This window comes from Roseibium sp. Sym1, assembly GCF_027359675.1.
Lineage (GTDB): Bacteria > Pseudomonadota > Alphaproteobacteria > Rhizobiales > Stappiaceae > Roseibium.
The window spans coordinates 1-25,658 of record NZ_CP114787.1 but is presented as its reverse complement, the minus strand read 5'-3'; the positions used below and the strand labels follow the sequence as shown (position 1 = coordinate 25,658).

Sequence of the window (25,658 nt, the reverse complement as noted above, 5' to 3'; positions counted from 1 at the left end):
CGCTGGCTTCCTCCCTGATTGCGCCTGTCACAACAATGTCATTTTGTGGGCAGGCAAGGTATTAGGCAACTGTACGTAGAGTGTTCAGGACATAACATAATATTATGCAGAAATCCGTTCGAATGGGGCGACATCGACGCATGACGGCCGCGTTTCCGATCTCGATTTGAACTGCTGAGTAGGTCCGCGGACTGGCCCGATAATCTCGCTGAGCAGTGCAGTGCAGTGCAGACGAAATGCTCATCCGCCACGTCTGCATCAGCCTGACGGGTGGAGCTTACGCGCCGACAGGAGACGCTTCCATTGCCCTAAACAAGCCTCTCATAATATTGGAGAACTCATCGCAAAGCTTCGAATTTTGGAAATGGCTTGGCGTAATGACCGAAACATCAAAGGTTAGTCGCGGGCTGAACGGTCGAATTGCAAACCGGCCATTGGCAAACGTCGCCGCTGTGAAAGGATCGACTATGGAAACGCCTAGCCCCGACGCGACAAGACCTATCACGCTTGCAGACAGTGACGTCTCGAGAAGGAGTTGTCGGGAGACCCCCGCAACTTCGAACGCCTGATCCACCCGGAGGCGAAAAGGGCTGTTCTTTCCCAGAGAAATAAATGGAAGATCCTTCAAGTCCTCAATCTCAATGCTCGGCTTTGTGGCTATGTCATATTCTGCCGGAGCGACGCATACCGCTTCGACCGGCGGCAACGGTTTAAGATCAACTCCAGGAAATTCGCCGCCAACTTGCGCAAAGCCCACATCGAAATGCCGCCCTGCGACGAGTTCCAGTATTGAGACGGAGTTTAGGCTTTCGACCGTTACATTGACCGCAGATCTGCCTTCACGAAATCGGCTTATCGCTTCGGGGATACAACTGAGCGAAAGCCCTCCCATAGCTGCAATTCGCAGCGAACCAGCTCTGGTTGTCTGGAGTTCCGTTGCAATCTTCGCAATCCGATCAATGCCAAAGTAATACCTGTCGACCTCTGCAAAGAGCGTTGTACCTTCTTGGGTCGGTATGAGCCGGTTACGGTCGCGTCGAAACAATCGAAACTTCAGTTCTTTTTCGAGATCCTTCACCAAGCGGCTGACGGCTGGCTGGGTAATCTGCAGCAGTTCGGCGGCGATGGTCATGCTTCCCGTCATCATGACCGCCCGAAACGCTTCAAGTTGCCTCGGATTCAGATGCAAACTCGACCCTCCCTATGAAATCAATACTCAACCATAACATTTCGCGCAGAAACACCGTACCTAATCAAATGATATAATGACTGGATGTGATCGACATAGGGTGCGTCAACCGGGAGCGGCACCTGTTTGCCTCCCATAGGCTGGCGTCACATGTATACCGCGCGGTGGCGAGCCGACATGCACATTCTGCGATGTATCACATTATCAACCCTTAGGATCATCTCGCTGGAACGCTTCCGATCCTCGAAGCCGGCGGCAATTCCACCCGCACAGACCGTCACCCCTACGATGTCGCGAACCGCAGCAGTGCTTCGGTGATAGCGACAGACTTCGAGAACCGGGAAATTCCGACCCGCGAGGTGTTTTCTGGAATGGCGTCCTGGAGGACGGCTCGGCTCAATATTGCTAGAGTGGCAATCATGGTCCTACACAATGGATGCTTGAGGCAGCTTTGTTTGTAGAGCCCAAGGCATTTTAATCGACGGATCCAGTAGTTCCCACATGTCCGAGCCCATTTACGACAAGATCAACGAGTTGCTGAAGGCAATTCGCTCCTCTCAGCGCAACATCGCTCTTGTCTGCTTCGTCACGCTCGCGTCAATCTGGGGTTTCGACGGCAATGATCTTGAGGCAGTTGACACTGAACTCCAGCAGGTTCGCTCCCTGGCATCCACGTGGGACACGAGCGCGGTCTGGTTGTCAGAATGGGCGAGCAGCACTACCGGTTTTGGATCGTCTCCGGTGCTTCTGGACAAACCGCTCGTTTTTGCACCTCAGGATCATGGGTCCGACCATATCGACGCCTACAAGAACCCGGGATTGGTGGCAAAAAGCGTGGAGCCCTGGTCCGTCTTGCCACTTCCTGGCACTCTAGACGCTCTGAGAGAACAGGCGAGGCGTATCGACCAGTCCGGAGGAAAGCGGGAAATCCATCTCGCGATGCCAGCAAACATTGCGCAATTCAAGGACTTCTGGAACGACCTTGGTCGGATTACCGTGAAGTCGATTTCTCTCGATCCGCCGCCGTTTCCGCGAAGGCTGCGCTATCGCCGACTATATTTTGCCGAAGACATCGATGAAGCTTCTGATCGCTGGTTTGATGAAATCCTGAACATCAGAGAGGATATTCCCTTTGATAGTGGATTTAGCGAGGTCGTTCTAAAACTCACGGGAGTGGATACCAGCAGCGGAAGCTACACTGATCTTAAGTGCGGAGTTGAGAACTGGTGGTGTCGATCTGACGGTCATCTGAGATATAACGCCGTCTTGTTCTCAAGCACCTTGCTTTCGAGGGGCGACGGGCGCGGAGACACAGATACCATCGCCATTCCTGTTAATGCCCAAGAGGAAACGTCTTCTGCAAGAATGGCGTTTCGAGCCTTCTACGAAGAGAGAACGAGCGCTGTTGCCGGCTGGAGCGATGCTGAATTCGAGCTCGCATTTCCCGCTCTCAGCCGTTACGCGGAAAATGGTCGCGAAACGCTGCGCCTGAATGATCTGCATATCGTTGTGCAGAGCGATCTTGCCCGCAATCCTGACCGGATCTCTGTGTTTGGAGCATCAATTCCTATTGGTGATATCGGCTTCTGGGTCGTCTCAGCGGTCCTGGCCTTACAGGCCTTCTTCGCTACGCAACTGGTTGAGTTGCGCAGATTGTTGGCCTCGGAGCAGATCGACCCACGCTCCATCAGCGAGCCATGGATCGGCATCTTCCCAGGTTTTCTTGGACGAGCCGCAGTAATATCTGCGACCGTCGTGCTTCCCGCTGGCTTGGCCCTGTTCATCAACATTCAGACGTATGGGACGGCGATGTCTTCAGCGTTAATTGCCCTCGGTATCGTTTCGTCGCTTCTGGGCGCGTACACCGCATTGTTGATTTGGAACTCCGGCCAGCAGAGTGGATCCTCCTGATCAATAGAGGCCAGTTCACTATGTGGCAGAATGCGGCGCGCTCGAGTTCGATCAACGAAAGACACAACAGAGAGCCGCTCCGCCTTGCGCATCATCGAAAGTCCCGCGTCTTCACCTTGATCTCGTCGATATGGCCATAGGGGTCGAACATGTCCCTCGGCTTAGGCATCCCGCGCGGATCTGGCGCCGGCGACCCATGATGAAACTCGTCGCCGCGCCCATGCGGGAGCGGGAAGGCCTCGTTGCGAGTTCCCACACTCGCAAGCTCTGAAGACAGATCGATCAGCTCGCGGGCGACGATATGGACCACCTCGCCTTCCCGCTGAACCCGTCCTTTGACGCCGAGCATGCCCGAGCCGAGCACGGTACGCCGGTATTTCTCGAAGACCTTGGACCAAACGACGAGATTGGCGACCGTTGTTTCGTCCTCAAGGGTGATGAACATGACCCCCTTGGCCGACCCTGGCCGTTGGCGCACCAGGACCAGGCCGGCGACATTGACCCAGCGGCTGTCGCGCAAGGCGACCGCTTCCGCACAGGTCACGAACCGGCGGCGGGACAGATCGGCCCGGAGGAAGGCAACCGGGTGGCGGCGCAGGCTCAAGCCCACATGCCCGTAATCCTCGACCACCTCCCGGCCCGCTTCCATCGGCTTTAGGGAAACTGTCGGTTCGGCCTGCTCGGGGATAATGCCGGCCTCGCGATTGGCCGCGGCGGCGAAGAGCGGCAGCGGTTCGTCCCGTAGCGCCTTGATGGCCCAGAGCGCCTCGCGCCGGGCGAGGCCAAGTGACGGCCTGAACGCATCGGCTTCTGCGAGTTCGATCAGGGCGGCGGCTGGAACGCCTGCGCGGCGCCAGAGATCGTCGACCGAGACGAACTCGTGATCCTCGCGGCAAGAGACCAAACGCGCCGCTTCCGCATTGCCCAGACCCTTCACCAAACGCAGTCCCAGACGGACAGCGAAACGGCTGTGGTCATCATCGTTGGGTTCGAGCGTGCAGTCCCAGCGGCTCGCATTGATGGAGACCGGACGGACCTCGACACCATGATCGCGCGCATCGCGGACGATCTGGGCCGGTGCATAAAAGCCCATCGGCTGGGCATTCAGAAGCGCGCAGCAAAAGGCATCCGGGTGCCAGCATTTCATCCAGGAGGAGGCATAGGCGATCAGTGCGAAGGAAGCCGCGTGGCTTTCAGGGAAACCATAAGAACCGAAGCCCTCGAGCTGCTTGAAGGTGCGTTCCGCGAACTCGCGGTCATAGCCGTTACCGACCATACCCTCGATCAGTTTGGTGCCGAACTTCGAGACACCGCCGGTGTGCTTGAAGGTCGCCATGGCGCGGCGGAGCTGATCGGCCTCGCCGGCGCTAAAGCCCGCGCATTCGATCGCGACGCGCATGGCTTGTTCCTGAAACAGGGGCACACCAAGCGTCTTCCCGAGCACCGCCTCGAGCTCCGGCTTCGGAAAGGTCACCTCTTCCTTACCCTCGCGGCGGCGCAGATAGGGATGGACCATATCGCCCTGGATCGGTCCGGGCCGGACGATGGCGACCTCGATGACGAGATCGTAGAAGGTGCGCGGCTTGATGCGCGGCAGCATCGCCATCTGGGCCCGGCTTTCGATCTGGAAGGTGCCGAGCGTGTCGGCCTTGCGGATCATCGCATAGGTGCGCGGATCCTCGGCCGGGATCGTCGCGAGATCGAGCCGGATATCCTTGTGCGCGGCGAGTAGGTCGAAGGCGCGGCGCATGCAGGAGAGCATGCCGAGCGCCAGCACGTCGACCTTCATGAATTTCAGAACATCGATGTCGTCCTTGTCCCATTCGATGACCTGCCGGTCCTCCATGGCCGCCGGTTCGATCGGCACCAGCTCGTCGAGCCGGTCGTGGGTCAGTACGAAGCCACCGGGATGCTGGGAGAGATGGCGCGGAGTGCCGACGAGTTGGTGGGCGAGTTCCATAGCAAGGCGCAGCCGCCGGTCGCCCATGTTGAGGTTCAGCTCCTCGGCGTGCTTCTGCTCAACGCCCTCCGACCAGCCCCAGACTTGCGACGAGAGCGTCTTGGTCAAATCCTCAGTCAGGCCGAGCGCCTTGCCGACATCGCGCAGCGCACCCTTGGAGCGGTAGCGGATAACGGTGGAACAGAGCGCAGCCCGTTCGCGCCCATAGGTCTGGTAGACCCACTGGATAACCTCCTCGCGGCGCTCATGCTCGAAATCGACATCGATATCAGGCGGCTCGCGCCGCTCCTCCGACACGAAACGTTCGAAGAGCAGGTCGTTGCGGTCGGGGTCGACGGAGGTGACACCGAGGACATAGCAGACGGCCGAATTGGCGGCCGATCCCCTGCCCTGGCAGAGAATATCCTTGGAGCGGGCGAAGCGCACGATCGCGTTCACGGTCAGGAAATACGGCGCGTAGTCCAGCTTCTCGATCAGCGCCAGCTCGTGATTGAGATTGGACCGCACCTTGTCGGGCAGGCCCTCGGGATAGCGCTCAGCCGCGCCCTCCCAGGTGAGCTTTTCGAGCGCCTGTTGCGGGGTCAGGTCGGGATAGAGCTTCTCCTCCGGATATTGATAGGCCAGCTCCTCGAGCGAGAACCTGCAGCGATCCGCAATCTCTGCGGTCCGAGCAAGCGCCTCCGGATACCGCTCGAACAGCCGGTGCATCTCTTCCGGCGGTTTCAAATAGCGGTCTGCGAAACGCTCCCGGCGATGGCCGAGTTCGTCGATGGTGACATTGTGCCGGATCGCCGTCACCACATCCTGCATGAGCTGCCGACCCACCTCGTGGAAGAGCACGTCATTGGTGACGACAGTCGGAACCCGTGCCGCGGCGGCCAGGTTCGAGAGCTGCCAGAGGCGGAGCTGATCGTTGGGACGCCGGCGCAATGTCAGCGCCACATAGGCGCGGTCGCCGAAGGCCTCCCGCAGCCGTCTCAGATGCAGCGCGCAGTCATCATCGGCGCGATCCGGCACGAGAACCGCGATCAGCCCCTCCCCGTAAACCACGAGGTCAGCCCATTCGAGGTAGCACTTGCCCTTCCCCGCGCGGCCTTTGCCGAGCGACAGCAGGCGGCAAAGCCGGGCATAGGCCGGCCGGTCGGTCGGATAGACCAGGACCGGCAGAGCATCGGCAAGGTCGAGGCGGCAGCCGACGACCAGCCGGACGCCTGTCTGCCGGGAGGCTTCGAGCGCCCGGACGACACCGGCCAGCGAGTTGCGGTCGACGACGCCAAGCGCCGCGATGCCAAGTTCGGCGGCGCGCGCGAAGAGCTCGTCGCAACTGCTGGCGCCGCGCAGAAACGAGAAATGCGTCGTGACCTGCAGCTCGACGTAGCGCGGCCCGGTCATCCGAAGATCCCGTGCAGGAACCAGCGTTGCGAACCGCTGTCCTCATGCTCGCCGTCTCCGGAGCGGAAGAGCCAGTAGCGTTCGCCCGCCTCGTCCTCGACCCGGAAATAATCCCGGACCGTCGTCAGTTCGGCATCGCGTTTCCACCATTCGCCACGGATGCGTTCCGGACCGTCGGCGCGGCGGACCCGGCGGCGCACGCCGCGCCATGTGAACCAGACGGGCGGATGGTCGGGAAGCAGCGCCATGGTCTCGACCGGCTCGGGCCGAGGCAGGAGGCGCGGCGGCCGCGGCCAGTCGCCCTCCCAGGTCAGCCCGGTTTCCGGCGCCAGCGGCGGAATGCGCGCCACGGACCGTTCCGGCACATCGCTTTGCACTGGTGTAAACCGGCAAAGCATCCGATCGCCGACCCGGTTGGCGAGCACATCGACGAGGTCGGAAACGTCCGCCTCGGGTTCCTCGACCAGGGAGGAGATCGTCTGCTTTTCACGAACCGGCTCGGTCTCGATGGCGACCAGCACCATGATCTCGATCCCGAACCCCGGATCGACGGTTTCCAGCTTGTCGCGGAAGAGCCGGGTCAGGCGTTTTGGATCGCGCACCGGCTGGGCCATGCCGGTGCGGATGAATTGCATCGTGTTGTCGACCCGGTGAAAGAGGAGATCGAGCCGCCGGGCCCCAAGCCCGGCTTTCTCGAGTTTAGCGCAAAGGGCATCGACCAGTTTGGCGATATAGCGGGCAATAGTTTCGGCGGCGCCGATCGGCTCCCCGAAGACCTTTCGCGCTTCGATCAGCTCCGGCGACCGGACGGGATCGACCGGCTCGGCGATCCGGCCGAGCGCCTGGTCCAGCCTTCGGCCGATCTCCGGGCCGAACCGCAGGGCCAGAGGCGCGCGCGGCCGCTTGAGGAGCTCGCCCACCGTCTCGAAACCGAGGGTGATCAGGCCGGACACCGTTCCGGGATCGAGCCGGAGCGCCTGCAGCGGCAGGGTCCGAAGCATGGCTTCACCCTCGCCGGGCGGAATGATGATGGCCGGCCGGGCGACAAACCGGGCCGCGGCATGGGCCGCGCCCCAGGTATCGGCGACCGCGGCGCGGGCTTCGACGCCGGAAGCGGCAAAACGCTTGATCATATCGGCAAGCATGGTCGCCTCTCCGCCATGCAGATGATCGGCGCCGGTCGTATCGATCATCAGCCCGTCCGGCGGGTCGGCCATGACGACAGGCGAAATCCGCTTCAGCGCCCAGAGCGCCAGCTTGGTCAGGCCCTCGGTCTCGGCGGCGGGATCAGAATCGGCAATGATCAGTCCCGGCACCAGAGCCTGCGCCTTGGTGACGGCCATGCCGATGCGCACGCCAAGCCGTTCGGCATTGGCATCAAGCGCGGTGATCAGACGGCGGCGGCCGGCCCGCCCGGCCATGACGAGCGGCGCATCAGCCGGAGGCGATGCGTCGCCCGATTTCCTTCTGAGGCGATCTGTGGGCCACCTCGGAAGGAAGAGCGAGACGACCCGTGTCATCACACGCCTCCACTTCAAAATCTGCACTTTCTCCGGCGCGGCATCGGATGAGTTCGACCAGCCAGCGGGCGCGGCCAAGACCGGGCACCGGCAAGGGCTGCGACGGCAGGACGGAGACCCGCCAGCGGCTGATGCTGGCGGTCGGTTGCCCGAAATCGCCGGCCTCGGTCTGCCGGCGCCACCGGCGCAGCGCCAGGCCGATCGTGTTGGAGCCCTCGGCAGCCAGTTGCAGGCGCCGCGAGGCGGTCATGGGCAGGCGCGCAGTTTCGGCGACGACGGCGCCGAGCCCGCCATGGCGAAGCCCTTCCTCGAAACAGGCGAGCAGCGCCTTTTCGTCGCCGGCCTCGACATGGATTACCCGGTCGGGCACGAGCCCGACCTGCGCGATCGCCGGCGCGAAAAGATCGGGCCGCGTGACCACCCAGAGCACCTTGCCCTTGGTGCGCGCCGCGATCCCGGCCGTAAACAGCGCGGCGGCCGCCCCATCCACGGCGCCATTGCCGCCGCCCGCCACCTCATGCAGACACCCAAGCCCCAGCCCTCCTCCCGGAAGCCTTCGGTCGATGTCTGTCAGCCCGAAGGGCAGAACCGGGCGCGCACGTCCCCCCGGACCTTCAAGATGCGCGATGCGCTCTCGAAGCTCGGAAATAGCGGGACTGACCGAATGGCTCGGCATGACGCGGAAAGGTCTCCTTTAAGGCTTTGCAACGGCGAAAATCTCCGGTATGTTCATTATTTGTTCTCTTTCCGGTTTTGAGTCAATCGGACTCTTTGATGGGCTCAGGCCACCTCGACCGGCAGAAAACGCCGATGCGTGGGACGCGCATCGTTGATTCCCAAGGGTTTGAGGCGGGACGGGATGAGCGCAGCGCATCTGGAAAAATTGAACGACAATCAGCGGGCCGCGGTCCTGCACGGCATCGATCTGCCCGATGGCGGCATCGGCGGGCCGTTGCTAATTATTGCCGGCGCAGGCTCCGGGAAAACCAATACACTCGCCCATCGGGTCGCCCAACTCGTGATTTCCGGAGCCGATCCGCGGCGCATTCTTTTGATGACCTTCTCCCGCCGCGCGGCCGCCGAAATGGGAAAACGGGTCGAGCGGATCTGCACGAAAGCACTTGGCGACAAGGCGGGGATCATGGCGGACGGGCTTGCCTGGTCGGGCACGTTCCACGGGATCGGGGCGCGGCTGCTCCGGGAATACGCCATCGAGCTCGGCCTCGATCCGCAGTTCACGATCCACGACCGCGAGGACTCCGCCGACCTGATGAACCTCGCCCGGCACGATTTGGGCTTCTCGAAAACCGAGAACCGGTTTCCCGCCAAGGGCACCTGTCTTTCGATCTATTCGCGCACCGTCAATGCCGAGGCGCCGCTGGATGAAATCCTCAGGGCGAACTTCCCCTGGTGTGCCGCGTGGGAGAAAGAGCTGAAGGACCTGTTCGCGGCCTATGTCGAGGCCAAGCAAATCCAGAACGTCCTCGATTATGATGACCTGCTGCTCTACTGGGCGCAGACCATGGGCGATCCGGTGCTTGCCGATGAGATCGGCGGATGCTGGGATCATGTCCTGGTCGACGAATATCAGGATACCAACCGCCTGCAGTCGTCGATCCTGATGGCGCTCAAGCTCGGCGGGCGCGGCCTGACGGTCGTCGGCGACGACGCACAGGCGATCTATTCGTTCCGCGCCGCCACGGTGCGCAACATCCTCGACTTCCCGAATGAATTCTCACCGAAGGCCGACGTGATCACGCTCGACCGCAATTACCGGTCAACGCAACCGATCCTCGCGGCCGCCCACGGCGTGATCGGTCTTGCCCAGGAGCGCTACACGAAAGACCTCTGGACGGAGCGCGCCTCCAATGAAAAGCCGCGCCTGGCGACAGTCCGCGACGAGGGCGATCAGGCGCGCTTCGTCGCCGACGAGGTGCTCGACAACCGCGAGGGCGGCATGCGGCTGAAAGACCAGGCCGTCCTGTTCCGGGCGAGCCATCACAGCGGCCCGCTGGAAGTGGAGCTGACCCGCCGTAACATTCCCTTCGTGAAATTCGGCGGCCTGAAGTTCCTCGATTCCGCCCATGTGAAGGACATGCTGGCAGCACTTCGCTTCGCCCAGAACATGCGCGATCGTGTGGCCGGCTTCCGGCTGATGCAGCTTTTGCCCGGTGTCGGCCCGGCCTCGGCGCAAACCGCTCTCGATGCCGTTAGCGAAACCGCGGATCCCGTCGAGACGCTCGCCGCCCTGCCCGCGCCGTCGCGTGCCGCAGCCGACTGGCCGGGTCTCGTCTCGTTGATCGCGGACCTCCGCACTGCCCAGATGGGCTGGCCGGCAGAGATCGGGCGGATCAGGGCGTGGTATGAGCCGCATCTGGAGCGCATTCATGAAGACTTCGAAATGCGCCGCGCGGACCTCCTGCAGCTTGAGGATATCGCCGCCGGCTATCCGTCGCGCGAGCGGTTTCTGACTGAGCTGACGCTCGACCCGCCGGATGCGACCTCCGGCCAGGCTGGCGTACCACTGCTCGATGAGGATTACCTGATCCTCTCCACCATCCATTCGGCCAAGGGGCAGGAGTGGCGCTCGGTGTTCGTCCTCAACACCGTCGACGGCTGCATTCCCTCCGATCTGGGGGTCGGCACGACCGACGAGATCGAGGAAGAAAGGCGACTGCTCTACGTGGCGATGACGCGGGCGAAGGACAGCCTCAACCTTGTCGTCCCGCAGCGTTTCTTCACGCATGGACAGTCTTCGACCGGCGACCGGCATGTCTATGCCTCGCGGACGCGGTTCATTCCCGCTATGTTGTTGCAGTTTTTCGAGAATAGGACCTGGCCGGTGGTCGCGCCGGGCCAGACAAGCAATGCCGGACCGCGGCAGATGCGCCTCGATGTGGGGGCGCGGATGCGCGGGATGTGGCGCTAACGGGAGAAGGATTTGTGCAATCTCTATAATCTGACGACGACACGGGACGCGGTTGTCGAGTTCACCAAGGCGATGGCCGACAAGGCAGGCTGGAACGAGCCTTCCTTGAACGTCTATCCAAACACCCTGGCGCCGATCGTCCGTGTTGGCGACGATGGCAATCGGGAGATCGTCAGCGCCACCTGGGGCATGCCGACGCCACCGGCCTTCGTCAAAGGCAAGGCCGATCGCGGGGTCACGAATATCCGAAATGTCGGATCGCCGCACTGGCGCCGCTGGCTGGGGCCGACAAGCCGGTGTGTTGTCCCGTTCACGTCGTTCGCGGAGCCCGATCCCGCAAGCAAGGTGGAAGGCGGCCGCGTGCCGAACGCCTGGTTCGCGCAGAACCCGGACAGGCCGCTGATGTTCTTTGCCGGGTTCTGGACGCCCTGGAAGGGTGTGCGGAAGGTCCGCGACGGGGAGCAAGAATATGAGCTCTATGGGTTCCTCACGACGACACCCAACGAGATCGTCAAGCCCATCCACGAAAAGGCCATGCCGGCAATCCTAACGACACCGGAAGAGGTCGATCTCTGGCTGACCGGGGAATGGACCGACGTCAAACACCTGCAGCGGCCGCTGCCCGGCAACATGCTGGTCATTGTGGAGCCACCGGCCAATCCGAAGGATGATGAATAGGTCGATCTGAGAACTGGCCGCTGAGACCAATTCGTCGATGAATGAGGCGGCCGCTCACGCAGGGTGGGTCGCTAACTAACCGATACCAAGTCGAGCTTGTCGCAAATGAGATTGCGGTTCCGACGATGTTGACGAATGCAGCGACATCGCATTGATGAAATCTTCGGGCGCTTTCAAATAGCGTTCGAGCTTGTTTTCCCTCGTAAGGGATACAAACAGCGCACACGATTTTGCCTGACAGTTGATGGACTTTGCCGGATTGAACTCTATGTCGGTAAATCCGGCGTAACGGATCTCTCCGTCTATTCGGTTCTTCAGCCAGACGCGATGCGGGAAAATCGCTGTCAGGTACAGCCAGTCATAGAAGACGGTCGGCGGCGTCAACGGGAACTCGAAGCCGTCAAACCGGAATCCGACTAGCGGACCAGACTCCCGAAGTCGCGGGTCTCGCTTGGCCACCTTGGGTTCGGCACCGTACAGATCCGTGTATGGACCACCCCGCTCGAATACTTTGCTTCCCTGAAATGCACATTCTAAGGGCATGTCAGTCGATCCGAGCTCGATGCGGAGGTGAAAGGCGCTGAGGTGACGACCCGCGACTTCGTCCGATTTGCTCGATATCTCCAAGAGTGGCGAATAGCCCGCGCGCTCGGCGGCTTCGTGAAGCGAACGGATGTTCTTCTTTTTCTGAACGTCGGCAAAGCCTCCCGCCCACTGGATATCGAAATCCATGCGCTTCACGTACCCGTCTGCCTCGAGCGCAGGGACGAAGATCGGTCTTTCAGCCATTGGGTATGTTCCGTATGAGCTCCAGTGGGATGGGATTAGGCACCAATACCTCGTACTTTTCGGCCTGCTTCAAGCGTTGCTGGACCCCCGGATCCGACCAGTCTGTCCGAGTGTACAACACTTGGAAGTCGATCAATGCATCCGCCTCACCTATCGGCACCGACTCGACGCCGCTCTTATTGGCAACGTCGTCGGTGAATCGAACGCCATCGTACTGCATGACCGACGGGTGGATCTGCAGGAAGATCGAGTCGACAATCCGGCTGTCCTGCCGAGCCGCAAATTCCATGGGATGATTGTTCCGAAAGCAGAGGTGCACGTAATTGCCCATGCCTTTCCAGGCATCAGCGTCGCGGCTCCATTCGTTGCCCCCGGGCGCAGGAACCTCGACTCCCTTCTCCAAAAGCTGCGACAGTGGGAAGAGGCCGCCCATTTCCCGGATCAGCGGCAGATTCCTTCTGTCCGTGAAATGATAGAGGAGCGGTATTCTAGCTATTGAGTCGATTGCAACCATAACAGTGCGAAAGCCTGATTTTTCGGTGAAGCGCAATACTAGCAGTATATTCATCTGACAAACAGAGATGCATCAGCGGGTTTTCGACAGCGAGTGGTCTTCAGCAACTCAGCAAACAATGAGGATTTCGAGATCGACTTGGGCGCAGCAACTACTTTTCCTTTACTAATGCCGAGCCGATTGCCGCCTTTCGCAGAAAGCGCAACCTGTTATGGTGGAAGCGTGTAGGAGGAACGCATTGGACGAGTTGGACGACAATTCAACGGCAGAGGAGCCACCCGCAAAGGTGAAATCGGTTGCCGCCAAAATCCTCGAGGAGTTCTTCGATACCCTCGAAAAGGATGAAGGCACCACTGAGCCTGCGAAGCGGCTGCGCAAAGTCGTGCTCGAAGACGGTGTATTCGCTGAGCCTGCCATCCGCGCCGCCCTGTTTCCGGACGCGCCATGATCCGGATCGATAAAATCACGATCAAGGAATTTCGCGGCATCCGCGATCTCACTCTGGATCTCAAGGGCGAAAACTTTGCCGCCTGCGGTCCGAACGGCACTGGAAAGAGCGGGATCGTTGACGCGATCGAGTTTGCCTTGACGGGCAACATCTCCCGGCTTGCCGGCGCGGGCACAGGCGGTTTGTCGGTCAAGGCACATGGCCCTCACGTGGACAGTCGTAACAAGCCGGAAGCTGCCTCGGTTACGGTGGATGTGATCATACCCGCGCTCGGGAACAAGAAGGCCAGAGTCATTCGGACGGTGAAGTCCGCCGGCGCGCCGACCATCACTCCACCGGACAAGGACGTTGTCGACGCTCTGGAGACGGTCAACCTGCATCCGGAATTCGTTTTGTCGCGCCGGGAGCTCATCCGGTATGTCCTGTCGGAGCCCGGCCAGCGCTCAAAGGAGGTCCAGGCGCTTTTGCGATTGGACGACATCGAAAAGCTACGCGGCGTGTTGCAGAAGATCGCCAACACTTGCAATCGAGCTTTGCCAGGATTGGAGAGGACCGAAACGGACGCGATAAACAAACTGCTGGCCGTTCTGGACACGCCACAACTCACTAAGAAATCGGTGCTCGAAGCCGCCAACCCGAGACGAGAGCTACTTGGCCTCACGCCTTTGTCCGACCTGGAAGCCAATACCTCGGTCAAAGACGGGCTTACAACGACCGCAGCCAGTGCGCCCGGGCGCGTACCAAAGGGTCAGGCAGGAAAGGACCTCGAGACGCTGAGTGAGGCACTTGAAGCCCTGAAATCCGATGCCTTTAAGGCCGCTTGCAAAGCAGTGGACGATAGCGCCGCAGAGCTTGGCAAAGATGCCGACAGCCTGGATGGCCTGTCGCGGGAAGCGTTGCTGAAATCAGCATTGGAGCTCTATGACGGGAAGGCCTGCCCGGTGTGCGACACGGCCTTCGAGCCTGACGTCTTCGAAGCGCACCTTGCCGAAAAGCTCTCTCATCTTGAAGACGTGAGCAAACGGCGGGCGGCACTTGAGACCGAGTTGAAACCAATCCTCGATCAAATGCACACAGCCGGCTCTGCGCTGGCAACGATGATCGATCACGCCGCGCTCTTCTCGCCGAAGATCGACGTTACGGCGCTGGACGAATTCAGGACGGTATTGCGCGGCCGATATCAGCAGGTGCAGAAGCTCCTTCCCCTCAGCGACACCCGTGACGTACTCGCCGCCGCAACTGCGGTCCCGGATCTGCAATCGGACCTGGCCACACTGCAAACGGCGATCGCGGCGATTCCGGAGCCCACGAAGCAGGATGCCGCTCGTGAGTTTCTGATTCTGGCGGACGAGCGTCTCGGACACTATCGCGCTGCACGGCTGGCGCATATCGCTGGAAAGGAACAGGCCGAGCGTGCAACGTCGGTTTTGAAAACCTACGGAACAGTCACGACGGCAGCGCTGGAGAAGATCTACAAGGACGTTGAGACAGCTTTTGCCAACTACTATCGCAAGATCAATGAGGACGACGAAAACGCATTCACCGCAAAGCTGATGCCTTCAATCGGCAAGCTCGGGTTTGACGTCGACTTCTACGGACGAGGCCACTTTCCACCCGGGGCATATCATAGCGAAGGTCACCAGGACGGAATGGGCCTTTGCCTGTATCTCGCTCTCATGAACCACCTGCTTGGCAAGCGTTTCACATTTTCTGTCCTCGATGACGTCCTCATGTCGGTTGACGCCGGCCATCGGCGCCAGGTGTGTGCGCTTCTCAGTGAGATGTTCCCGGACACGCAGTTCATTTTCACCACCCACGACGAGATATGGCTGCGCCATATGAAGTCGGAAGGTCTGATCAAAGGCCGGAACTTCGCTCATTTTCGGACTTGGACCGTCGACCTTGGTCCGACCGAGTGGGATGACCGGGACGTGTGGACAGAAATTGAGGACTATCTCGCCAAGAACGACGTGCGCGGTGCCGCAGCACTTCTCAGGCACTATCTGGAACATTTCTCCAAGGAGGCCTGTGATCGGCTGCGCGCGAATGTCGAGTTTCGTGGCGATGCCCAGTTCATGCTTGGCGACCTGTTGCCAAACGCCACTTCGACGCTTGGGAGCTTGCTGAAGAAAGCGAAGTCGGCCGCCAACTCTTGGAACCAGAAGGATGTCGTCGAGCGCATTACTGCGATTGAGGCGGCGTTCTCGGAGGCAAAGGTCAAGACCGGCTACGACAATTGGCAGGTCAACACGGCTGTCCACTTCAACGAATGGGCCGACCTGAAGAAGGAAGATTTTGGACCGGTTGTGGCGGCGTTTCGGGAGTTCGCCAGTTCCTATGCATGCGACACCTGCGGCGAGATGTATTCAGTCTCGCCGGACCGCGGGAAGAAGGAAGCGCTGCGTTGCGGATGTGGCAAACTGAATCTCAATCTCCTCGAAAAAGGCGCCTGACCGCGCCATTGGCTCCTTGTGCCTAGGTCCACGAAGACTGGTCTTTGGGAAGCCGGCCGTCGGGGTCGTGGACGGCGACTGAGTCCGCACCCGTCAGATTCGCGGGAAATAAGACGAGGTTCGTCCCCCCGGCATGACGCAGAGACGGGAAAAGCAAACCGCGTAGGCCGGAAGAGATAACGATATCGGCGAGTTTCCACGATGGCGGAATGTTCTTGTCGATGCGCGCGATCTTGCGCCACTGGCAATCCCACTCACTCCAAGTGGAATCCCAATGATCCGGGTCGAACCCCTCCGATAGATCGGCAACCTCTTCCAACGTAATCTTGTATGCCGCGAGTGTGGCAGGCGGAGTGATTGTGGCGCCTTGCCGATATTCCTCAAGCGCTGTTTGTGGGGCCTCCGACAGGTACAATGCTTCGACGCCCGGCCGGTTGAAGCGGCCGCCATCTCCAGCCGCTCCCGCCCCGCTGATCGGAAGGAACGCCCATCGCGGTGTTAGATATCTATGGTAGACGGAGTCTGGACCAATGCGAGTGATTTTCACCCGCGAGCTCCGTTCTCAAGGTCGCGAATATAGGCCAGGACCGCATCAGCATGACCATCCGCAACCAGCTCGGCCGCCGTCCGGTGGTCGTAGTCGGCGATGGGTTCATTTCGATACCAATAGATGGCCTTTTGAATATCGCCCGTGAGTTCTGCAGCAGCCGAAATCACCTTGATCATCTCACGCATCTTTAATTGCAGACGCTCGGATGATGGATTTCGCAGCGTGTTGCGATGCACGCCGGTCAGCTCCGCCAAAGCCATGACCTTCACGCCAAGCACCTCGGAAAAGCGCGCCGGCGAGATATAAGGTGTCCGAGGCTCCTGGAGGCTGTCCACGAACTTCGATACGACTACGTTGGCCTGTTCAGCAAGGGCATGTGCCATGACTAATCTCCGCACTGTTCAACGCACAATATATGCACATTTTCCAGCATATCAAGTCGAATCGGTAAAAGCCCTAGCTGCTCATCAACGCCCCATCCCCCAAAAAACAAGGCAAATTTAGAGGCTTCTGGATGCTTGACGCCATTATGACCCGAAAAGATGTCCTTGAAGCTTCTGTGCTTGTAAGTGACGGCAGAAAGCGCACATAATAAGAACAAAGAAGCGAACTAGTCCGAAGCTATGAGCATCACTTGGAACGAAATTGTCGAGGTCTATCGCAGCCAACCATGGTGGGTTTGGGCAGTCGACGTCGCTCTGATCTGGTTTTCCCTAAAGTGGTTGATGAGATCCGCGATAGCTATCGCGGAACGGCCAGTTGTTACGCCTGAATCATTCAGGCAACGCCGGGTACGCGTCGATTATTGCGCCGGCACGATCACCATGCCCAGAGGCAATACCTATCCGGTGTCCAGCGTCCGCGGGTTGCGTTGGGAGGACTTCTCAAAGGCAGGGTCTTTCCACGCATACGTAGACGTTGATGACTTAGCCAGTCCGACCCACTCCGTTTCGTTTTCGACCGCAGACGGACCAGAGAATTTCATCGGTCGACTGCGGACTGCGATCGAGAAGGCCGGTGGTGCCCGCTTCGCGGCAATCGGCAGTGACCAGTTCGATATCATCGAACGTGATTTCAGCAATCCTATTATGGCCGCAACGGCAACACGCGTAGCAGGTCGAGGGCAGCGGGTATCATATAGCCGGCTGCTCTGACCCCTTTTCCGATCTTGATCACGAACCGACGGGCATAGCGCAGGCACCGAATTGACTAAAAGCGATGAAGTGTCGCTTCCAACGTTGGTCGACAGGCGCGATGTTGAAGAGGGGCATGGGTTCTGTGTCGGGAAAGGAAGGAAACCAAATGAGTGAAATCGAAATCAGCATCATAGGTGCTAAAGAACTGTCCGAAGAGATGGCAATGGCTCTAGCGGGCTATGACTATTCCGAAGTCGAGGGAAATGAGATCACCGGCGTCGAGGGGGAACTCTCTTGGCTGATTGCAGCCATCCTTGGTAGCCCGGTAATCAGCAAGGTGCTTGATGTTTTGGAGAAGTCAGTTGCCCGCAAGAAGATCTCAAAAGTGACGATTTCCAAGGACGGAAAAGTGGAAATCGAAGGAGCAACTCCAGAAGAGGCAGCAAAGATTCTCCGCTCGCTCCATAACAAGGAGGACGGGAGCGAGAGCGATTGATCATACCGCGTTGGGCCCGCACACGGTTGGATTTCGATCGCATGTGCAGGACGGATTTTGAAAGCGATGAGTATATTGTCGATGTCCGGCACGTTTTCGGTCAAGCCCTACCTGATGGTGTCGCTTCGATCATCGAAGTATCCACGACCGCGTCTTCGGTAGAAGTTTTGTTCGAACGGCTCAGCGAACGAGCTGTGCTTCTTTGGGATACGGACTTCACCAATCGTCTGGACGGACTTCTGGCTCTCATTTTTTGTGACGAGCAGGATGGCGATGCGAGCGTCCACCAGGCTTTGGGGCTAGCGGCTTACTCCAACCTCGCAGCTTCGATATTTCTCAAGAAGGACCCGGCCGTCGCACAGTTCATTCTGAGGCTGACTGACGAATTCATGCCGGAGTCGCTCTCAGTGACCGTTGACGACGACCATCGAATGGACCGCTACCGGCGCCTGATCCGAGTTTACGTCGCCCTCCATGAACTGGCACACATCCTTTATCGCGTCTTGCCCGAAATGATCCCTGAGATCGACGAGCGGATCCGATCAACGATCGCCAATATTCATCCATCCCATTCAGACAAACGAAAACGGGAACTTACGCCCGTTGATCAAGAGCTTCAAGAAAAGGGGTTGCTGGTAAAAGACCATGAGTTAGGAGATGTGGTGGCGCAAATTCGCAGACACCTCCAACGCCCAAACGACTACGAAGAAATATGGTGCGACGTCTTTGCGAGCGAGCACTTGCTCGGTTGGGCTGACGAACACGGGTACAAGGCAGAGGAGTGTGTTGTCGCGGACGACCTGTTGCACCTGATGTTGGCGGGGCGCATGCAATGGTTCTGCTTTTGGGATCGATCGGTCAAAATTCAGGACTGGCGTCAGAGTGGCAGACTAAGCAATCACGAAAACCGTGCCAACATTCGCGGTCTGCTTATGGCAGCCAATGCCGCTCAATCTTGGGGAGCGAACCAATCCGGCCCTGAACCTCACGAAGTCAGTTCCGCTTTCGCCGCCCTCGTGTCTGCCGAGGGAGATACGCTCAAGAAGCGCTTCGTCGACAGGAACCATTTCTCGTTAGGACTTTTGGGCGGTCTCGATCGCGAGGAAATGTTCGAGCGTGCGAACCTCGGGTGGTCCCGACTCTCGGTTGCCGGGCAAGACAGCGCCATTGGCGAAATGCTCACCTCGCTATCCTGATTGACGCACCTTCGAGTCACCCAGGATGATGATGCCAATTACACATAGAATTTGAAGGGTTGCTTTTCTTCACCCTTCGCAGAACCCATCGTCAGCACGTCGCCCACCATACGAGCGAAGCGCACCGTGACCGGCAGACCGTCGTTGAAGTTGCAGGAATTGTAGTTGATCTTCGTGAGGCCCATGATGTCCGCAAGGACCGTTCGAATATCCGGCAAGGCGTTCTTGCTTCGCATGACCGTAATGTGCAGCGGGTTCGGCGTCTCTGGACCAATGTAGGTATCAAGGTGCGGGACATATCCCGTCGTCCACAGATAGGCTGTTTTCTCATCCAGCAGTAATGCCGTTCCACGCAGCACCGGGTAGTCGCCATCACGAAAGAGTTTCATTTCGCCGCCCGTGGTGCGTATGCGGACACCAATCACGTTTGTCTCTTTTGGCGCCGCTTCAACGAACGCGTTCCACTCTTCATCATTGAAGTAGGTCTGCCCGTGGATGAACAGCTCTTTCGGCGGTCCATCATACGTAGAGGTATAGGTTTCCAAGACGAGCTCGAGGAGGTTCTTCGCTGCATCCCTCTTCAGATGAAACTCGTAGTCACCCGTCTTCCAGGGGCCGTTTGCTCCGCGGAAGACGACACCGTCTCCCTCATTGAGGAACATCTGGGCCGCACAGCAGGCGTGGCCATCGGGATCGTTGGGCAGGCTCTTGTAGACCATGCCGATGTAGCAAACTCCCGGCCGCACCCCTGCAAGGCGCCACGGTGGGCGAGGCTGGGTCTTGTAGTAGAGCCCAGTCGCCAAGTTCCATGCGACTGTGGCCGCATCCTGCGTCTTTCGAACCGGATACCCAGCCTTGTTGAGAAACGCTTCTGGCGCAAGTGTCGTCTCCCGGATGAGCTGCGTCGGCGCGATCTTTAGGAACTCGGCCTTGATCCGACGATGGAAGTCGGGAACGTCTTCAAAGATCTCTTCACCAGACTGATCGATCACGCCCGCGGACGACAAAAGAGGAAGATCTGAACGAGCCTTCTGCTTTTTGCCGAAGTCGCCTTTTTCCATGGGAAGACCGGTTCGTTTCGAACCAGGCCGGCATCTTTCATAGATAATTTCCGGCAAGACCAGCACCCAGAGATCAACCGAGCCTTCTTCGTTCTTCAGATGCTTTTTCACCCGATCGATATAGAGCTGTGCAACCTTCTCAACGGCTTCATTGAGATTGAGGATACGGGTCGCCCTGTCGATGTCCTTCAGAGGAATCGATAGCGCGCTGCATTCATCAGGATCGAATGCGATCCCAAAGGTTTCTTCCAGTCCGGGGAAGTTGGCCAGGTGAAGCCGGTCCGCCTTCTCACCCTTTCCGGGCGGTGGAACCTCTACGACCTTTTTGAGCTTGTGGCTCCAGTTGCGAAAATGGCTAATGCCCGCGCTCGTGCCGACGACTCCTACCCTGATATCCCGGGTCTTTCTTGCCTTCGCGTGTGGCCCATACAAGAAAAGACCATCCTTCGGATGCGGACTGTTTTGCCCGAAGGAGAACTCGAGCTCCGGTTCGTGAAAATGTTCGACCTTGAGCGAGGTTTCTGGAAATTTCATGCTGCACCCTCCTCGTCGTCATTGGCGGGTCGGCCCAAGGTGCTGAGATCGGTCTCCTCCTCATCGGCGTCAAGAATGTCGGGAAGCGCTGTACTGACAGGCGACGAAAACAGCACGGGGGCCGCTTCTAGGACAACTGCGGTGTCCGAAGACATTGGCAATCTAATGTAGGCAGACTCCCCCGACAGGAGCTCAAGGAATGCTAGCATTCGACCGAACCACTGCTTGTTTCGCCAGCCCTTGCACAGGCTCCTTCTCAGTCGATGAAGCTTTTTTGGGTCGTCAATATCGATCCCTGTCGCAGTACCGTTGTCGGTCGAAAAGAGTACCCTCGACTTCAGCTTGAAATGCCAGAACGGCCAGAAGAAAGGCATGGCCGTTACGCCGAACTGCCAGATGTGGCCTTTGGCCACGTTGCGGAGCATCGAGGAGCGCCGCTCTCCTTGCTTTCCCCATGGGATCCGTTGACCCGTCGGTGCCTGTTCTGCCGATGCATGGAAGCCCGTTCCGTTAGAATACTGATACTCTAGGAATCCGCATTTCTTGCAGTATGCGTACCAGGCCTTCTTCAACATCGCGATGACTAGGTTGGAGGCTACTTGGCGCTCAATGCCGATCTCCGGTATGCCATTGCCAACAAAGTCCAACAGCGGAATTTCCCGCTTCAGCTTAAATCGTCCCGCGGACTCGAACGCCTCATCAACTTCAGCCTGCGCGGCAAAGGTGATGAAGCCAGATCCCTGGAGCGCGCTTGGATATGGGTAGGCATCGATAGCCGTCTGAAGCGAGCGAGCGTCGATGACGCCTGAGGCCTCGTAGAACCGAATAACATCAGGAGCTTCAACGACACGAAGCCAATTTGAGGTCAGTCGCTCGGATTCTTCGACGAGCGGGACCGCTCCGCGTCTGCGAAAGATTTCCCAGTTACGGTCGATCGTCGGAGCCTCCAAGCTGCGCGGAACCTTCTGGCGCGACAGCGCATCGACGAGCGTTGTCAGTCCCTCGGCCCAGCCGCGAACGAAGTCGACCGGAACCGCATCGCCAATACCTTTGACTTTTCGTCCAGGTTCCAGCCGCAACGGAACAATGAACCGGCTGTCGCCGAGCTCATTTCCGGTCTCAAGTGCTATGTCGAGATCGTCCTGGACATGTTGGTCGGCAAGCGTTGCGTCTTTCGAGAGCAGCAAAACCTTCGCCGTGCGAGCTTGCAAGACAGCGTTGGTTTCCCGACGCCAACGATCACCGGGCTGCAGCGTGAGGATGTCAGCGAACACACGATATCCCTCAGCCTCGAGCTTGGGGGCCAGCCAAAGAACGAATTCGTCGTCGATCGGGGACGATTTGATCAGATAAATGACGTCGCGCTCGACAACCTCGGTGCCTTCCTCCGTGGAACCGCGAGGCGAAAGCAGATTTGCCAGGACAGGAGGGACCTCGCTCGGTCGGGCCATTGCCTGTTTGACAGCGCCTGAGACGACCTCCTCAAGGACCGTCGTGCTCTGTGCCCAGAGCCGTTGGTGGGACTTCTCAATGTCCGGGAATTTTCTGAGGAGAGCATTCAGGTCGTCAGGCCCGAACAAGTCACCCTCGGAGAGAAGGGCCGGTCCAATGATGCCCGCGAGGATTCGCTTGTTGTTTGGGGTGAGCGGCGTCGATGTCGTCAGAAGGTAGCGCTTTGGCTGCAATCGATCGATCGACGCCCTTTCCTTACCCATCTTCGATTTGAGCGCTGAAAATCCAGATCGGTAATAGTGCTTCGCCTGCAGGATGATCGATCCCTCGCCTACACAATGGCGACCGTCCATTCCGTCGTCCGGGCCTTCCGGAAACGCTTCGAAGCGCACACCCAGTTCACGCCCCAGCAGGTCGCGGGAGAGATCCTCGAAATCGTTGTAAGAAAGGCTCGAAAAATCATATTTCATATGCACAGCATGGCGGTACGGAATCAGAAGGGTCAAGCGGCACAATCGGAAACAACCGATTCCGACTAGTTTGGCCCACACTGTTTTCTATTTGCGCACTAAAGTCCTGGGCATTTCTTTGGTGCGCAATACGTAGCCGGTGCAAATCATCCACAAATCATATGCTAGTAGTATTCGTAGCACATCAGTAACGAATCCGATCGGCGTTCATGCACGCATATTGTGCGTGAGATCAGCGATACTAAATGATCAACCTAAGAAATTGGTGCGTAGTGGAAACACGGAATGGTCAAAATCCCCAGTTCTGACATCACCTGGATAGCGCAGAGGCATGGTCAGGACTGGCGCGACGAGGCAATTCTTACAGCCGCCGACTGGCTTGAACAGTTGGTTCCTTCCGACGCGTGGAAGACTCGTGCCGACGCTGTGGAGGCGACATTCCAGGCGGCAAAGGAAAAGTGGGCCCTCGGTGATCGCGTCCCACTTTTCGACCCGGCTGACGAGATCGCTTGGTATCTGCATCAAGCGCGGCGTTATGCCGATCCCACCATTCGTCCTGATTTCTTCCTGCCCTTGGGGTATCGGATCGTGACGCTATTCAGGCGGATCGGTCAAATGCTTCCAACGCTTTCGCAGATCGAGGGCGCAAAGGAAAGAGCCGAACGTTTGATGACGAAGAGCCTATCGCAACCGGACGATGGGATCTTCGAACTCCTGGTCGCGGCCACCTACAAACGGCGAGGATGGGACAGTGTGTCCTTCGTTCCTGAAGCACCAGGGCTCGGCAAACGCAACGACCTGTTCGTCGATCGCGGACGCTCACATTGGGCCGTGGAGTGCAAGCGCGCCGGCCGGTCGGGATACGCTCGCAATGAGCGACTGGCGGGAGAACGTATGGCTGAACGAGCGCACGCCAGGTCACGGCAAGCTGATCGGCCACTCATCATTCTCGTTCGGTTCAAGGAAGAGCTTCATCGCCTCGGTGACGACTATTTGGTCGACCGGGTTGAGACCTTCCTAGATGGCAATAAGCCGTTTGAATGGGCTGACGATGGAGCGGCCGGTGTCGTCTTTGATGTCGATTGGGCACAATTGCACAGCGTCCTGACACACGACGATATCTATTTTGGGTCAAGTCGAATGGTTGAGTTGCTGCTCGGTGCTTATGAACCAACCATCGACTATACCATCGAAGGTGAATGGCAGCCGGCCGAGGGTCGGCCGCTTCATGCGACGTGGGTCGACCACGTCAGCCTTGTGGCGTGGCGATCCAGTTCCGAGGAAGCCGCACGTCGAAAGGCAATGCACTTCAGGGGACTCGTAGCACGAGCCTCTGATCAGCTCCCAGGCGATCGCCCCGGCGCTATCCACGTTGGATACGAGGCCGTCGGCGGTAACAGCGCGGACGGGCTTCGACACAAATTCAATCGTGACCAGATGCGAACCTTCGACCCTGGAACAACCAGATTGCGAATGGTGTACGGGAACTATTTCATGAACGAGCTTGTCACTGCGCGCAATGAAAGCGCCGCTGTCACCGAGACCATGGCTTGGTATCCGGTGGGATCGGCCAAAGGAACGGGACCACTTCCCAACCATCTGCTCTTCGGCGATGACGACGGCCTTCCGGGCTCGCATCTGCGATGACTCATATGGACCTCGAGCCGACTTCACTACGAGCCGCGACTTCGCTCCCAGAAGTCAGCACTGAAATTGTTCAGATGGTCGCAATCGTCGGTTTTGACCTCGAACTCGTCAGGAATGGCAGCACCGTCGTGCCCTGCCCGAAAGTAATCTCGCACTGACCAATGCGCCAGTTGCTCGAGATGCTCCCATTCGCGGCGCAGCTCATTCTCACGATCTTCAGCCAGCTTTCTCGCGCTCGGCTTTCGCTTCGGCTTCGGTTGCGTGAGTGTGTAGGGGTCCCTGCGGGGCCGAAACTTGTACTTGAAGAGAATGGATCCAGAATTCCAATCGTCTTCCGGGCTCTCGCGCCACCGATAGCTGACACGGACCCGCATGCTCTCGCTCGGAGCGACTAGGGGCATCGATGGATCGAAGACATGAAATATCTGACCCTCACGCTCCTCGACCTCCAGTCGCTGCTTCATCTGCCTGACCGCAAAGGTCAGATCGCGACCAGCCTTTTGCGCATAATAACGTGTCTCTTCGCGCTTTTTGGCCGACTTTGCTTTCCGGTAATCGGCAAGCGCTCGATCGAAGTATCGCAACTTGCTGGACACATAGTCCCCACAGTCGTGCAGCGGCAGATTATTGAGTTTGCCGTGTTGCTCATAGGTGATGGCCTCATCGACCAACCGATCAAGCTCGCCATTGTCGATCGCGGCGATGGCCCGTTTCTCGCGGTCTTCAAGGTTTATCAGCCCCATACAGGCCTCCGCAAAGCTTGGGCTAGTCCCACCCTTATCGTTGCTATTTTCCTATCACACCGCGGTCGCGCCAACTGACGGATCCATGATCGTGGCCGCTTTGTCCTCCGCCCGAAGACGCTGATGAGCTGTTTCTTGTGCCTCGATAAAGAAGCTTTTCCCCGAGATACCGGCGCGGTCGAAAAAGGCCTGATTTCGCTCTCTCGCGTCGCTAAGGAGAGTGTCCCACGAAATTAACTCGATTGATCCCTTAAAGCCCGACCGAGGTTGATAGAAACGCCCTCTACCATCAGCCGTTCGATCCCATGAGTAGGTCCAGTCATCCATTTTGCCCACGATGTCAGCGACGATAAAACAATAGAAGACCGTATCCTCCTTCAGCTTAATCGGCCGCCCCTTTACATCTAGCTTCCCTCCCTCCAGCAGCCGACGGACATAGCGCTCGACCTGATGCTGAGGGTTGTCATCCGCAGAATAACTCGTTCGCCCAGGTCGCTTGAACTCGACGAGCAACACTCGCGAGGGATCTTCTGTTTGTCGCAGCCCGTGGACATGATCGAAAATCAAGACGTCTGGGCGCTCCTCGCTAG

General features: G+C 58.7%; 20 protein-coding genes. 8 read left to right on the top strand and 12 right to left on the bottom strand.

Annotation, left to right across the window (positions count from 1 at the left end; genetic code table 11):
* Positions 1-277: 277 nt before the first annotated feature.
* Positions 278-1,189: a LysR substrate-binding domain-containing protein gene (locus O6760_RS30750; protein ID WP_269586422.1), complete on the bottom strand. Its 912-nt coding sequence runs from the start codon at positions 1,187-1,189 to the stop codon at positions 278-280.
* 501 nt (positions 1,190-1,690) lie between these two features.
* Between O6760_RS30750 and O6760_RS30745 the strand changes: the two genes are divergently transcribed.
* Positions 1,691-3,100, top strand: coding sequence for a hypothetical protein (locus tag O6760_RS30745; protein WP_269586421.1), 1,410 nt, complete (start codon positions 1,691-1,693; stop codon positions 3,098-3,100).
* Positions 3,101-3,191: 91 nt separating this feature from the next.
* Here the strand turns inward: O6760_RS30745 and O6760_RS30740 are convergent, their stop codons facing one another.
* Genes O6760_RS30740 through O6760_RS30730 form a run of 3 tightly spaced genes read right to left on the bottom strand, consistent with a single transcriptional unit; the run spans position 3,192 to position 8,648 of the window.
* Positions 3,192-6,452, bottom strand: a complete 3,261-nt coding sequence (locus tag O6760_RS30740) for an error-prone DNA polymerase (RefSeq protein WP_269586420.1) — start codon at positions 6,450-6,452, stop codon at positions 3,192-3,194.
* On the bottom strand, positions 6,449-7,972 hold the full coding sequence (locus tag O6760_RS30735; RefSeq protein ID WP_269586419.1) for a Y-family DNA polymerase: 1,524 nt from the start codon (positions 7,970-7,972) through the stop codon (positions 6,449-6,451). Before O6760_RS30735 ends, O6760_RS30740 begins: the two co-directional genes overlap by 4 nt.
* Positions 7,887-8,648 (bottom strand): ImuA family protein, encoded by a 762-nt coding sequence (locus O6760_RS30730; protein ID WP_269586418.1) that lies wholly within the window; start codon positions 8,646-8,648, stop codon positions 7,887-7,889. Before O6760_RS30730 ends, O6760_RS30735 begins: the two co-directional genes overlap by 86 nt.
* A 183-nt stretch (positions 8,649-8,831) precedes the next feature.
* Between O6760_RS30730 and O6760_RS30725 the strand changes: the two genes are divergently transcribed.
* Together O6760_RS30725 and O6760_RS30720 are read left to right on the top strand one after the other, a co-directional pair.
* Positions 8,832-10,901 carry an ATP-dependent helicase gene (locus O6760_RS30725; RefSeq protein ID WP_269586417.1) on the top strand — a complete coding sequence of 690 codons (2,070 nt, stop codon included), beginning with the start codon at positions 8,832-8,834 and terminating at the stop codon, positions 10,899-10,901.
* Between the two features lie 12 nt (positions 10,902-10,913).
* Positions 10,914-11,579: an SOS response-associated peptidase gene (locus O6760_RS30720; protein WP_269586416.1), complete on the top strand. Its 666-nt coding sequence runs from the start codon at positions 10,914-10,916 to the stop codon at positions 11,577-11,579.
* A gap of 75 nt (positions 11,580-11,654) precedes the next feature.
* Here O6760_RS30720 and O6760_RS30715 read toward each other — a convergent pair whose 3' ends face one another.
* Together O6760_RS30715 and O6760_RS30710 are read right to left on the bottom strand one after the other, a co-directional pair.
* Positions 11,655-12,368 carry a DarT1-associated NADAR antitoxin family protein gene (locus tag O6760_RS30715; RefSeq protein ID WP_269586415.1) on the bottom strand — a complete coding sequence of 238 codons (714 nt, stop codon included), beginning with the start codon at positions 12,366-12,368 and terminating at the stop codon, positions 11,655-11,657.
* Positions 12,361-12,918: a DarT ssDNA thymidine ADP-ribosyltransferase family protein gene (locus tag O6760_RS30710; protein ID WP_269586414.1), complete on the bottom strand. Its 558-nt coding sequence runs from the start codon at positions 12,916-12,918 to the stop codon at positions 12,361-12,363. Before O6760_RS30710 ends, O6760_RS30715 begins: the two co-directional genes overlap by 8 nt.
* 202 nt (positions 12,919-13,120) lie before the next feature.
* Here O6760_RS30710 and O6760_RS30705 point away from each other — a divergent pair, with 202 nt between their 5' ends.
* Both O6760_RS30705 and O6760_RS30700 read left to right on the top strand, forming a co-directional pair.
* Complete coding sequence (locus O6760_RS30705) at positions 13,121-13,330, top strand: hypothetical protein (RefSeq protein WP_269586413.1); 210 nt, start codon at positions 13,121-13,123, stop codon at positions 13,328-13,330.
* Positions 13,327-15,783 carry an ATP-binding protein gene (locus tag O6760_RS30700; RefSeq protein ID WP_269586412.1) on the top strand — a complete coding sequence of 819 codons (2,457 nt, stop codon included), beginning with the start codon at positions 13,327-13,329 and terminating at the stop codon, positions 15,781-15,783. The genes O6760_RS30705 and O6760_RS30700 overlap by 4 nt, the downstream gene beginning before the upstream one ends.
* A gap of 22 nt (positions 15,784-15,805) precedes the next feature.
* Here O6760_RS30700 and O6760_RS30695 read toward each other — a convergent pair whose 3' ends face one another.
* Both O6760_RS30695 and O6760_RS30690 read right to left on the bottom strand, forming a co-directional pair.
* Entirely contained in the window at positions 15,806-16,330 is a 525-nt protein-coding gene (locus tag O6760_RS30695) for an RES family NAD+ phosphorylase (RefSeq protein WP_269586411.1), read from the bottom strand.
* Entirely contained in the window at positions 16,327-16,716 is a 390-nt protein-coding gene (locus O6760_RS30690; RefSeq protein ID WP_269586410.1) for a hypothetical protein, read from the bottom strand. Before O6760_RS30690 ends, O6760_RS30695 begins: the two co-directional genes overlap by 4 nt.
* Positions 16,717-17,635: 919 nt before the next feature.
* Here O6760_RS30690 and O6760_RS30685 point away from each other — a divergent pair.
* Positions 17,636-17,965 carry a hypothetical protein gene (locus tag O6760_RS30685; RefSeq protein ID WP_269586409.1) on the top strand — a complete coding sequence of 110 codons (330 nt, stop codon included), beginning with the start codon at positions 17,636-17,638 and terminating at the stop codon, positions 17,963-17,965.
* A complete protein-coding gene (locus O6760_RS30680) occupies positions 17,962-19,161 on the top strand; it encodes a hypothetical protein (protein ID WP_269586408.1) in 1,200 nt (399 codons plus the stop codon). Before O6760_RS30685 ends, O6760_RS30680 begins: the two co-directional genes overlap by 4 nt.
* 38 nt (positions 19,162-19,199) lie before the next feature.
* Here the strand turns inward: O6760_RS30680 and O6760_RS30675 are convergent, their stop codons facing one another.
* Both O6760_RS30675 and O6760_RS30670 read right to left on the bottom strand, forming a co-directional pair.
* Positions 19,200-20,756, bottom strand: a complete 1,557-nt coding sequence (locus O6760_RS30675; protein ID WP_269586407.1) for an argonaute/piwi family protein — start codon at positions 20,754-20,756, stop codon at positions 19,200-19,202.
* Complete coding sequence (locus tag O6760_RS30670; protein WP_269586460.1) at positions 20,753-22,678, bottom strand: TIR domain-containing protein; 1,926 nt, start codon at positions 22,676-22,678, stop codon at positions 20,753-20,755. The genes O6760_RS30675 and O6760_RS30670 overlap by 4 nt, the downstream gene beginning before the upstream one ends.
* A gap of 285 nt (positions 22,679-22,963) precedes the next feature.
* Between O6760_RS30670 and O6760_RS30665 the strand changes: the two genes are divergently transcribed.
* A complete protein-coding gene (locus O6760_RS30665; RefSeq protein WP_269586406.1) occupies positions 22,964-24,325 on the top strand; it encodes a hypothetical protein in 1,362 nt (453 codons plus the stop codon).
* 26 nt (positions 24,326-24,351) lie between these two features.
* Here the strand turns inward: O6760_RS30665 and O6760_RS30660 are convergent, their stop codons facing one another.
* Positions 24,352-25,068, bottom strand: a complete 717-nt coding sequence (locus O6760_RS30660; RefSeq protein ID WP_269586405.1) for a hypothetical protein — start codon at positions 25,066-25,068, stop codon at positions 24,352-24,354.
* 54 nt (positions 25,069-25,122) lie between these two features.
* The gene (locus O6760_RS30655) at positions 25,123-25,635 is read right to left on the bottom strand and encodes a hypothetical protein (protein WP_269586404.1); all 513 of its coding nucleotides are present in this window, start codon (positions 25,633-25,635) and stop codon (positions 25,123-25,125) included.
* Between the last annotated feature and the right edge of the window lie 23 nt (positions 25,636-25,658).

Coding starts and splice junctions, on each gene's coding strand:
- O6760_RS30675 (WP_269586407.1), bottom strand. CDS start 20,756: ATGAAATTTCCAGAAACCTCGCTCAAGGTCGAACATTTTCACGAACCG.
- O6760_RS30700 (WP_269586412.1), top strand. CDS start 13,327: ATGATCCGGATCGATAAAATCACGATCAAGGAATTTCGCGGCATCCGC.
- O6760_RS30685 (WP_269586409.1), top strand. CDS start 17,636: ATGAGTGAAATCGAAATCAGCATCATAGGTGCTAAAGAACTGTCCGAA.
- O6760_RS30690 (WP_269586410.1), bottom strand. CDS start 16,716: ATGGCACATGCCCTTGCTGAACAGGCCAACGTAGTCGTATCGAAGTTC.
- O6760_RS30730 (WP_269586418.1), bottom strand. CDS start 8,648: ATGCCGAGCCATTCGGTCAGTCCCGCTATTTCCGAGCTTCGAGAGCGC.
- O6760_RS30725 (WP_269586417.1), top strand. CDS start 8,832: ATGAGCGCAGCGCATCTGGAAAAATTGAACGACAATCAGCGGGCCGCG.
- O6760_RS30740 (WP_269586420.1), bottom strand. CDS start 6,452: ATGACCGGGCCGCGCTACGTCGAGCTGCAGGTCACGACGCATTTCTCG.
- O6760_RS30745 (WP_269586421.1), top strand. CDS start 1,691: ATGTCCGAGCCCATTTACGACAAGATCAACGAGTTGCTGAAGGCAATT.
- O6760_RS30735 (WP_269586419.1), bottom strand. CDS start 7,972: ATGACACGGGTCGTCTCGCTCTTCCTTCCGAGGTGGCCCACAGATCGC.
- O6760_RS30715 (WP_269586415.1), bottom strand. CDS start 12,368: ATGGCTGAAAGACCGATCTTCGTCCCTGCGCTCGAGGCAGACGGGTAC.
- O6760_RS30660 (WP_269586405.1), bottom strand. CDS start 25,068: ATGGGGCTGATAAACCTTGAAGACCGCGAGAAACGGGCCATCGCCGCG.
- O6760_RS30665 (WP_269586406.1), top strand. CDS start 22,964: ATGGTCAAAATCCCCAGTTCTGACATCACCTGGATAGCGCAGAGGCAT.
- O6760_RS30670 (WP_269586460.1), bottom strand. CDS start 22,678: ATGAAATATGATTTTTCGAGCCTTTCTTACAACGATTTCGAGGATCTC.